Annotated in this window: 14 protein-coding genes and 1 pseudogene; 13 read left to right on the top strand and 2 right to left on the bottom strand. The window is 41.7% G+C overall.

Annotated features, from left to right (window positions below; genetic code table 11):
- Positions 1-185, bottom strand: a pseudogene (locus Q0J48_RS02310) (pyridoxal phosphate-dependent aminotransferase); the annotation flags it as partial.
- Positions 182-676, bottom strand: coding sequence for an Lrp/AsnC family transcriptional regulator (locus Q0J48_RS02305; RefSeq protein WP_289569392.1), 495 nt, complete (start codon positions 674-676; stop codon positions 182-184). The pseudogene Q0J48_RS02310 and the gene Q0J48_RS02305, both read right to left, overlap by 4 nt.
- 185 nt (positions 677-861) lie before the next feature.
- Here Q0J48_RS02305 and gap point away from each other — a divergent pair, with 185 nt between their 5' ends.
- From gap to Q0J48_RS02240, 13 genes are all read left to right on the top strand, one after another.
- Positions 862-1,875, top strand: a complete 1,014-nt coding sequence (gene gap / locus Q0J48_RS02300; RefSeq protein WP_183376412.1) for a type I glyceraldehyde-3-phosphate dehydrogenase — start codon at positions 862-864, stop codon at positions 1,873-1,875.
- Between the two features lie 117 nt (positions 1,876-1,992).
- On the top strand, positions 1,993-2,157 hold the full coding sequence (locus Q0J48_RS02295; protein WP_296241237.1) for a hypothetical protein: 165 nt from the start codon (positions 1,993-1,995) through the stop codon (positions 2,155-2,157).
- Positions 2,158-2,204: 47 nt separating this feature from the next.
- On the top strand, positions 2,205-3,536 hold the full coding sequence (cysS, locus tag Q0J48_RS02290; protein ID WP_296241236.1) for a cysteine--tRNA ligase: 1,332 nt from the start codon (positions 2,205-2,207) through the stop codon (positions 3,534-3,536).
- On the top strand, positions 3,536-3,922 hold the full coding sequence (locus Q0J48_RS02285; RefSeq protein WP_296241235.1) for a ribonuclease III domain-containing protein: 387 nt from the start codon (positions 3,536-3,538) through the stop codon (positions 3,920-3,922). Before cysS ends, Q0J48_RS02285 begins: the two co-directional genes overlap by 1 nt.
- Positions 3,919-4,632, top strand: a complete 714-nt coding sequence (gene rlmB / locus Q0J48_RS02280; RefSeq protein ID WP_296241233.1) for a 23S rRNA (guanosine(2251)-2'-O)-methyltransferase RlmB — start codon at positions 3,919-3,921, stop codon at positions 4,630-4,632. The genes Q0J48_RS02285 and rlmB overlap by 4 nt, the downstream gene beginning before the upstream one ends.
- Positions 4,633-4,663: 31 nt before the next feature.
- Positions 4,664-5,260: a hypothetical protein gene (locus tag Q0J48_RS02275; RefSeq protein ID WP_296241232.1), complete on the top strand. Its 597-nt coding sequence runs from the start codon at positions 4,664-4,666 to the stop codon at positions 5,258-5,260.
- 46 nt (positions 5,261-5,306) lie between these two features.
- Positions 5,307-5,456 carry a 50S ribosomal protein L33 gene (rpmG, locus tag Q0J48_RS02270; protein ID WP_183376423.1) on the top strand — a complete coding sequence of 50 codons (150 nt, stop codon included), beginning with the start codon at positions 5,307-5,309 and terminating at the stop codon, positions 5,454-5,456.
- 10 nt (positions 5,457-5,466) lie between these two features.
- A complete protein-coding gene (gene secE, locus Q0J48_RS02265; protein ID WP_296241230.1) occupies positions 5,467-5,676 on the top strand; it encodes a preprotein translocase subunit SecE in 210 nt (69 codons plus the stop codon).
- 15 nt (positions 5,677-5,691) lie between these two features.
- Complete coding sequence (gene nusG, locus Q0J48_RS02260) at positions 5,692-6,240, top strand: transcription termination/antitermination protein NusG (RefSeq protein ID WP_296241228.1); 549 nt, start codon at positions 5,692-5,694, stop codon at positions 6,238-6,240.
- 26 nt (positions 6,241-6,266) lie between these two features.
- A complete protein-coding gene (locus Q0J48_RS02255) occupies positions 6,267-7,049 on the top strand; it encodes an HAD-IIA family hydrolase (RefSeq protein WP_296241225.1) in 783 nt (260 codons plus the stop codon).
- A gap of 27 nt (positions 7,050-7,076) precedes the next feature.
- Positions 7,077-7,307 carry a preprotein translocase subunit SecG gene (secG, locus tag Q0J48_RS02250; RefSeq protein WP_183376439.1) on the top strand — a complete coding sequence of 77 codons (231 nt, stop codon included), beginning with the start codon at positions 7,077-7,079 and terminating at the stop codon, positions 7,305-7,307.
- 36 nt (positions 7,308-7,343) lie between these two features.
- On the top strand, positions 7,344-9,404 hold the full coding sequence (rnr, locus tag Q0J48_RS02245) for a ribonuclease R (RefSeq protein ID WP_296241221.1): 2,061 nt from the start codon (positions 7,344-7,346) through the stop codon (positions 9,402-9,404).
- A 9-nt stretch (positions 9,405-9,413) separates the two neighbouring features.
- Positions 9,414-9,947 (top strand): TIGR00730 family Rossman fold protein, encoded by a 534-nt coding sequence (locus Q0J48_RS02240; RefSeq protein ID WP_296241219.1) that lies wholly within the window; start codon positions 9,414-9,416, stop codon positions 9,945-9,947.
- Positions 9,948-9,968 lie beyond the last annotated feature (21 nt).

The raw sequence follows: 9,968 nt of genomic DNA, 5'->3' as shown, positions 1-9,968 counted from the left end.
GTATAATGCGTTTTTCCCACTGACATCGAATGAATCGCATTTTCACAGATGTGCCAGGGAGTATCAAAATCGGGTTCGCCGACCCCCAGGGAAATAACCCCTTTCATCGTGTTGGCCAAATCAAAAAATTTGCGAATGCCGCTAGGCTTCATGGCTTTAACGGTGGGATTGATGGATTTGATCATGGTGTCACCACCAGTCTAGGTTCTTCTGGCTGGACTTCATCCTGCATCAACAAACCACTTTGTTTATATTGTTTTAAAACAAACAAGGTTTTAGTAGATTGTACATTTTCGACACAGGCAATCTTATCGGAGACGAAACGTGCTACCTCGAACATGGTCTTTCCGGAGACCAGGCATAAGAAATCGCAGTCACCGCTCAAGAGATACATGGTTTCCACTTCGGGGTACTTCGCAATCAAAAGCGCCGTTTTATCATAGCCTTGATTTCTTTGGGGAGTACAGTTGACTTCGATATAGGCCATCACCTTTTGATCTTTTTGTGCTTTATTATAGTTGATCACTGTGTGGTAGCCGCAAATGATCTTATCTTTCTCTAGCTGTTCGATCTGTTTGGCAATCGTATCTTTATCCTCGTTGAGAATGTCGGCCAGATCCTGACTGGTCAGGCGGGCATTGTTTTCTAATAAATCTAATATAGTTCCCTGATTCATGTGAACACCTCCTGAAGTATAGTATTTATTCTAGCACAGATTAAAAAGATTGACACCTGTCTTTCTGTCCCTATCAAGGAATAAAATTGAGCATAAAATCGGTCTGAAACAAAGGGGCCATAGATTGACAAAAGAGAGTTTAGTTTTTATAATGTTGTTGTTAATTTAAAGGAGGATTTACTGATATGACAGTAAAAGTTGCAATCAACGGTTTTGGACGTATCGGACGTTTAGCTTTCCGTCAGATGTTCGGTGCCGAAGGGTATGAAGTTGTTGCTATCAACGACTTGACCAGCCCTAAAATGTTAGCTCATTTGTTAAAGTATGACTCTACTCAGGGTACTTATGCAAAAGCTGATACAGTTAAAGCTGGTGAAAACTCTATCACTGTTGATGGAAAAGAAATCACAATTTATGCAGAAGCAGATGCTTCTAAACTGCCTTGGGGTGAACTGGGCGTAGATGTTGTTTTGGAATGTACAGGATTCTATACTTCAAAAGCAAAAGCGGAAGCTCACATCAAAGCCGGTGCTCGTAAAGTCGTTATCTCTGCTCCAGCAGGAAACGATCTGCCAACGATCGTTTACAATGTTAACCATGAAACATTGACTCCAGAAGATACAGTTATCTCTGCAGCTAGCTGTACAACAAACTGCTTGGCTCCTATGGCTAACGCATTGAACAAATTAGCACCAATCGAATCTGGTATCATGACTACAGTTCATGCTTACACAGGTGACCAGATGACTTTGGACGGACCTCAGCGTAAAGGTGACCTTCGTCGTAGCCGTGCTGCTGCTGTTAACATTGTTCCTAACTCTACAGGTGCTGCTAAAGCAATCGGTCTGGTTATCCCTGAATTGAACGGTAAATTGATCGGTTCTGCTCAGCGTGTACCTACTCCTACAGGATCAACTACAATCTTAGTTGCTGTATGTAAAGGAAAAGTTACAGTTGACGAAATCAATGCTGCTATGAAAGCTGCCGCTACTGAATCTTTCGGTTATACTGAAGAACAGTTAGTATCTAGCGATATCATCGGTATGCGTTATGGTTCATTGTTCGATGCTACTCAGACAATGGCTCACGAAATGGAAAACGGTGATACTCAAGTACAGGTTGTTTCTTGGTATGACAACGAAAACTCTTACACGAGCCAGATGGTTCGTACAATCAAATACTTCTCTGAATTAGGATAAGATTTGATTTAAGAAGCTTATAAGAGGATCCTTCGGGATCCTTTTTTTTGTGGTTTCGCTTTCCTTGAAATATAGGTGGTTTTAAGGTATTCTAAATGTACACTGGAGGGAAAGAGTATGCCAATCAAACAGCGGTTAGTAGAAGATGATCGAGATGAACTAACAGAAGATGTAGATGATCTGGATGCTGCCTATATCCAAACTTTGAAAGATCTAGGGGTAGACCGTGATTTATTGGAACAATTTCGTGATCTGACTCTCGAGAACAAAACGGAAGAATAACATAGACCCGCGTCTATGTTTTTTTACAAAAAGAAAGAAGGAACAATATGAATCTTTACAACAGTTATACGCAGAAGATCGAACCTTTACAGCCTATCGAACCAGGGAAGGTGTCGATGTATGTCTGCGGACCTACCGTATATAATGAACCTCATGTGGGGAATGCCCGGCCCATCGTAGTTTTTGATACACTAAAAAAAGCTCTGCAGCTGCAGGGAATGGAAGTCATGTTTGTCAGCAACTATACTGACGTTGATGACAAGATCATCAAAACAGCTATGGAACAAAATGTGAGCGAAAAAGAAATTACAGATCGATATATCGAGGCATATAACCGCGTTCGTAAAGATTTGCACGCGGATTTACCGGATGTGGCTCCCCGAGTGACGGAAACGATGGAGGAGATCATCGCTTTTATTCAAAAACTGATCGATAACGGAGCAGCTTATCAAGTGGATGGAGATGTTTATTTTCGAGTAATGAGTGATCCTACTTATGGTGAGCTTTCACATCAAAAAATGGAAGACTTGATGGTGGGAGCACGGATCGATGAAAATACAAAGAAAGAAAATCCGTTAGATTTTACTTTATGGAAAAAGACCGATCAAGGAATCCAATGGGATTCGCCTTGGTCAAAAGGCCGCCCGGGATGGCATACCGAATGTGTGGTCATGATCCAAGATGTTTTCCAAAAACCATTGATCGATATTCATGGAGGGGGACTGGATCTGAAATTCCCTCATCACGAAAATGAAATGGCTCAGTGCCGGATGTGCTCTTCGACGCCGCTTGCCAACATGTGGGTGCATAATGGAATGATCAATATTCAAAATGAAAAGATGTCAAAATCTTTGGGCAATGTTTGGTGGGCCAAGGATTTGATCCGGGATCATGGCGGAAATGTGATCCGCTGGATGATGATCTCGGTACATTATCGGGCTCCCCTCAATTTAAGTGCCGAAGCCATTGAGACGGCCAAAAAAGAACTTCAGAAAATTCAAACGGCCTATAAACAAGCTGTTGTTCAGCTGCAGTTGGAAAACGCTCCTGAAATGGAGGCGGATCCTCAAATGATGCAAAGTTTTGTGGATGCATTGAATGATGATCTGAATACTCCGAATGCGATCTCGGTAGTTTATGAAGTGGTCAAGACAATTAATCAAACATTGCGTTCTCGTCCGATGCCGAAAGAAAAACTGGCTTCTTGCACGCAAGCTTTAAAGACGATGCTTTCAGTGCTCGGTATCCAATTGGATGAAGTTCATCTGAGTGAGCAAGACAAAAAGATGTATCGGGATTGGCGCCAAGCAGTCAAAGAAAAAGATTTTGAGACAGCCGATGCATATCGGGCAACACTTCAGGAAAAAGGGATCCTCTAATGGAGATCGTTACGCATAACGCAACCAGCTTAGCTTGGATGGGTGATGCTTTGATGACTTTGCGTGTTCGTGAACATCTTTTGGATCAAGGGTACCAGAAAGCGGATCTTCTCCAGAAAAAAAGTGCCAGGATCTGCAGCGCCAAAGCGCAGGCCAAGATTTTAGAAGCTCTAAAGGAAGAAGATTTTTTCACGGATGAAGAACATCGAATCCTTCAGCGAGGCCGCAATGCAACGATCCACTCCAAAGCTAAAAATGCGGACGGAAAGACGTATTTGGAAGCCACCGCTTTAGAAGCGCTCTTGGGTTATTTGTATCTTTATGGGCATGTCGAGCGTTTAGAAGTTTGTCTGCAGGAAATCTTAAAAAAGGGAGATTCTTTATGATCGTATATGGAAAAAATGTATTCACGCAGCTGGAACAGGATCCGGATTCAATTGAGCGGATCTATCTTCAAAAAGGCATGCGTGATCGAAAATTGATCGATCGAGTACAAAAGCTGAACTGTGAAATCCGCTATATGGATCGCAATCAGCTCGATCAATTGGCCAAAGACCGCCATCATAATGGAATTGCTTTAGAAGTTCGGCCGATTCCCGAATGGAGCTTGGAACAACTTCTCCAAAAGGCTCGCCATCCAGGACTTCTGGTCGCCTTGGACGGGATCCAGGATCCGCATAATTTAGGCGCTGTTTTAAGAACGTGTGATTGTGTAGGAGCGGATGGGGTGATCCTTTGCCGGCATAATAGTGTCTCCTTGACACCGACGGCCATCAAAGCCAGTACCGGAGCCGCTTATACGATCCCTGTTTGTACGGTGACCAATCTCAAGAATGCTTTGAATCAATGCAAAGAAAACGGATATTGGGTGATCGGCACTGACATGGAAGGAGCCAGAGATTATCGCGAAGGGATCTATGATGTTCCTTTGGTTCTGGTCATTGGTTCTGAAGGAAAAGGAATTTCTCCGCTTGTCAAAAAACAGTGTGACTATATGATCAAACTGCCGATGGAAGGGAAGATCACTTCCTTGAATGCCAGTGTCGCCTGTGCCGTTTTGTTGTATCAAATCTATCAAGCTCGCAATCCTCTGTAATTTCTTTTTTTGCTCTGGAAAGGGCAAAAGAATGCACAAAAATATCAATCTATATATTTATTTGTTTTTTCTAAAAGATGAAGAAGCTTTTCCCATCTTAAAAGAGATCTTTAAACCGTTGATTTATCATACCATCGGAGCTTTTCAAGTCCATTCCACGGATTGTTTATGGAATCAAAGTGATTTTTTCCTGGTGGCAGATATGGTCTTATTAAAATGTCTTTATTATTTTCGAATTCATACAAGATTTAGTTTTGCGTCTTTTTATAAGTATTCGCTCAATAATAAGATCCGTGATATTTGTCGAACCAATCGCAGAAAGTCTTTTCCTTGGGATGTGGAGATCGTTCATCTGGATTATTTGGTTTCGGAAGAAAGATCACAATATGCCGTAGAAAAGATTGCGGCACAGAAGTTTTCTCTGCATGAAATGGTGGTCAATAAACTTTTATACGATGAAATGATCCAAAAGCTATTTTTGGAATTGGATGAAAATGCTAAAAAAGTGTTGGAATTATGGCTGCAAGGCTATAAGCGCAAAGAGATCTGCCGAATTCTGAATCTTCGAGTCTATGAAGTCAATCGCGTTCTAGAAAAAGTGAAAAATTATCGAGTCTCAATTGACTAAGAGTGGTTTAAATGTTAAATTGATTAAGTTATGGGGGTGTTGAAACATGGCCGATAAAGTAATATTGACTTGTACTGAATGTCTTTCAAGAAATTATGTGACGACCAAAAACAAGAAAACCAATACCCAGCGATTAGAAGTGAAAAAGTATTGTCCGAAATGTGGAAAACATACACTGCATAAAGAAACAAAGTAAAGGAGTCTATATGGCAAAGAATAAAGAAAAGAAAGAAAAAAAAGAACGTACGTATTCCCCGAAAGGAATCGTTCGCGAACTGAAACAAGTTCAGTGGCCGGGATTTAAGGGTTTGATGAAGTCTAGCGGCTTGGTGATCTTGTTTACGCTTTTGTTTGGCCTTTACTTCTTTATCTGTGAAATTTTGGCCAGCGGATTGATCCAAGTGATCGTAGGCTAGTGAGGAGGATCGTATATGGCAGAAGAATTAAAAAAAGAATGGTATGTCGTTAATACGTATGCAGGGCAGGAAAACCGGGTAAAAGAAAATCTGGAACGTCGTATCAGTACGATGGGTCTGGAAGATTATCTTTTTCAGATCGTTGTGGCGGAAGAAAAGGAAATCGAATATAAAAACGGAAAACCGGTAGAAAAGACACGCAACCTCTTTTCTGGTTATGTTTTGGTTCAAATGATCATGACCGATGAAGCTTGGTATGTTGTCCGCAACACACCGGGCGTTACGGGATTTATCGGATCTTCTGGAAAAGGGGCGAAACCATTCCCGGTCGCTCAGGAAGAAATCGATTCTGTATTGCGCCGTTTAGGACGTCAGGATGTCAATGTCCAGGTAGATTTCCAAGTGGGAGATACCGTGGAAATCTTAAACGGAGCTTTTAAAGGTTCTGAAGGTGTTGTGGAAGCGATGAACGAAGAAAAACAAGAAGCGACTGTTTTGTTGATCTTGTTCGGAAGAGAAACACCAACAGAAATCCCTTATATGGATCTAAAGAAAGTCGATTAGACTTTCTTTTTTTCAAGGAGATGAATATGAAGACCTTATTATTCGATCTGGATGGGACGATGTATCGAGGAGATGCGATCATCGAAAGTGCGAAACTTTTTTTAGAAGCTTGTCAAAAACAAAATATTCCATATTTTTTCTTGACCAATAATTCTATGCGCACACGCGAAGAAAACGTGGCGCATATGGAAAAGATGGGGTATCAGGGGATCAAAGCCGAACAGTTTTATAACAGTGCCATGGCAAGTGCCCAATATGTCAAAGCCCATTATTCAGGAGATAAAGCGTATTACTTAGGAAAAGCAGGGCTTTATCAGGCATTAAAAGAAGAAGGCTTTCGTATTACGGATCAAGATCCTGACTTTGTTTTTGTCGGTTTGAACAAAGAGGCGACGTATCGCGAGTATTCCCAAGCATTGACTTTTCTTTTACAGGGGGCAAAGTTGATCGGCACAAATCAAGATCGAGTATTGGCCAAACCGGACGGCTTTGAGATGGGCAATGGAAGCGTTGTAGCAATGTTCGAATATGCGACGAATCAAAAATCACCGAATATCGCGAAGCCCCATACGCCTATTTTAGATCTGTGTCTACAACATTTTCATCTTCAAAAAGAAGATGTGATCTTGATTGGGGATAATCTGGAAACCGATATTCTCCTAGGAAAAAATGCCGGGGTCGAGACCCTTTTTGTGCAGACAGGCGTGCATACGGCCCAAGATATCCCACGCCTGGGGATCGAACCGGATCATGTTGTGTCGGATCTGAGAGATTGTTTGGACTTTTCTTTTGGTTCGTTTATGTTATAATTGTAGCGTCTAGAAAGAGTGAGGAACATGGCAGATATTTTGAATGTGATCTTGATGATCCTTTCTGGGATCATTATTATATTAGTTTTATTACAAAGCGGTAAATCCGATGGTTTGAGTGCTGCATTTACAGGAAGCGGAGATTTGAACTTATTTGCGGTACAAAAAGAAAGAGGACCGGAAAAAGTCATCTCACGCATGACTTTGATTTGTGGAATCTTATTTTTTGCTTTGGTGATTGCATTACAAATCGTTTAAGGAAGACCGTTAAGGTCTTTTTTTGGTGGTGATTTTATGGAAAAAGAACAACTGCTTGAAGCTTTTCAAAAAAAGAAACAATGGACGATCAAAGAATTGGAACGTAAGTTTCGTTGCCAGTCTTCCAAGGATTTTACGAGTTTGATCCAAAATCTCAATGCCCTGGAACAAGAGCGCGTCTTGTGCAACAATCATAATGTTTATTTTTTGATCGATGATCATGAGTATATGATCGGGAAGGTCAAAGATGTTTCAAAATGGGAATTTGCCGTGATCCAGAAGGATCAAAAAGTGTATGTTCCTAAAAAATATGCTCGTAATGTCTTTGATAAAGATGAGGTCTTAGTGCACAAAGGGCGAAAATACAATGAGATCATTCATGTGTATTCTCGGGGCATTACTTGGGTCACAGGCACGTTTTATTGGAAGAAAGATCATTTTATCTTTTATAGTGATTTAGATATGCATACTCGTTTTTCAATTCGCAATCTTGATGATTATTCTTTGTCGCACCGTATGAAGGCAGTGCTCAAGATCGAAAAATACAGTGATCCTTTAATCTGTTCGATCGATCGCTTATTAGGATATGAATATGAGAAAGGCATGGATATCACAGCAATCTTGTCTCGCCATCATGTCCGCCAGTATTTCTCGGAGCCGGTCATGGATCAGGCCAATGCCTTGCCCAAAGAAGTAAAAAAACATGATTTGGTTGGACGTGAGGATTTTCGCAATCTGTTGACCGTTACGATCGACGGCGAAGATGCGCGAGATTTTGATGATGCGATCTCAATCGAGAAAAATGCAGGAGGATATCGTCTTTACGTTCATATTGCGGATGTTTCTTACTATGTGAAAGAAGGCAGTTTTATTGATCAGGAAGCGTATGCTCGCTCGACCAGCATCTACGTAGCGGATCGCGTGGTTCCGATGCTGCCGTTTTCGTTAAGCAACGGGATCTGTTCTTTAAATCCGCATGTGGACCGTTGTACGATCAGCTGTATCATGGATATTGATCTGAATGGGAATATCACTTCCAGTCGTATCGTACCTTCGGTGATCCATTCTGATAGGCGTTGTACCTATACGAAAGTTAATGCGTTCTTAGAAGGGGATCATGAAGCTTGTCAGGAATATGAGCCGATCAGCCATCTGTTAACTGATTTTGAGGCTTGTTCCCGGCAATTACAAAAACGAGCCATCGAACGAGGAACGATCGATTTTAATACCGTGGAATCGGATCTGATCTTGGATGAACAAGGAAAGTGTATCGATGTTCGCTGCAAAGAAAGAGGATTTGCCCAAGAAATGATCGAGCAGGCGATGATCAGTGCCAATGTCTGTGTGGCCCATACTTTGAATTCCTTGCAGATCCCGGGGATCTATCGTGTTCATGAAAAACCGGACCCGGGAAAACTTTCTACTTTATTGCAGCTGGCACAGTCATTGGGAATCAAATTTTCATTTTATCCCGATGATGTTACCCCGAAACAGCTGCAGATGTTCTTGGATTCTATCAAAGACCCGGATCTGTCCCAGATCATCAGCACATTAGCTTTACGAGCCATGCAACGAGCACGGTATGATGCGGGCTGCTTAGGCCATTACGGACTGGCTTTGAAGGAGTATTGTCACTTTACGTCTCCGATCCGCCGGTACCCGGATCTGATTGTTCATCGAATGCTGAGAAGATATCTCTTTCGAAAAAACTCAACATTGCGAGAAAAAGATTTTAGCAAGTGTGAGCGTCAGGCTTATTTTGTTTCCGAGAAAGAAAATGAGGCCGTCTTGACTGAACGAGAAGTGACCGATTGTAAAAAGGCAGAATATATGGAAGATAAGATCGGCCAAGCTTTTACAGGCAAGATCATCAGTGTCCAGGCATTTGGCTTTTTTGTGGAATTACCGAATACAGTAGAGGGCTTGGTGCCTTTGCATAGTCTGATGGATGATTTCTATGATTATGATGAGACGGCTTCGTGTCTAAAAGGAGAGGCAACCAAGAAAACATATCAGCTGGGACAGAAAGTTGATGTGATCTGCGTGGGAGCGGATAAACTGAAAGGTCAAGTTTCCTTTGTATGCAAAGAAGAGTGAGGAGTTTAGATGAAGATTGCAGTCTATTTGGGATCCAGTTCGGGTACTGATGAAAAATATGCAAAGTTGACAATAGCGATTGGCAGATGGTTGATCGAACATGATCATACTTTGGTTTACGGGGCCGGCAGTAAAGGCTTGATGGGACTTTTGGCCGATACTGTTCATCAAAACCAGGGAAAGATCATTGGGGTGATGCCTGAATTTTTGTTGGAACAAGAAAAACTCTATCCGGGCATTGATGAGCTGTATATGGTTGATACGATGTCGAAGCGAAAACAAAAGATGATCGATGAAGCAGAAAGCTTTATTGCTTTGCCGGGCGGCCCGGGAACTTTGGAAGAAGTGACGGAGATCATTTCTTTGATTCGTCTGGATCAAATTTCCGGATCCTGCGTTTTATGGAATCTGGACGGTTATTATCAGCCGCTGAAAAATCAATTGGATCGCATGATCGAGTGTGGATTTTTAAGTGCAGATACGATCCAGAGGGTTCATTTCATTACATCGATGGAAGAATTAAACGCTATTTTTAGCGAGTAATGTCTTGTTTGGTTCATAATT

It is taken from the genome of uncultured Faecalicoccus sp. (assembly GCF_944325745.1).
GTDB lineage: Bacteria > Bacillota_I > Bacilli_A > Erysipelotrichales > Erysipelotrichaceae > Faecalicoccus.
The sequence above is the reverse complement of the archived record's forward strand: the minus strand, read 5'-3'. Positions and strand labels throughout refer to the sequence as shown.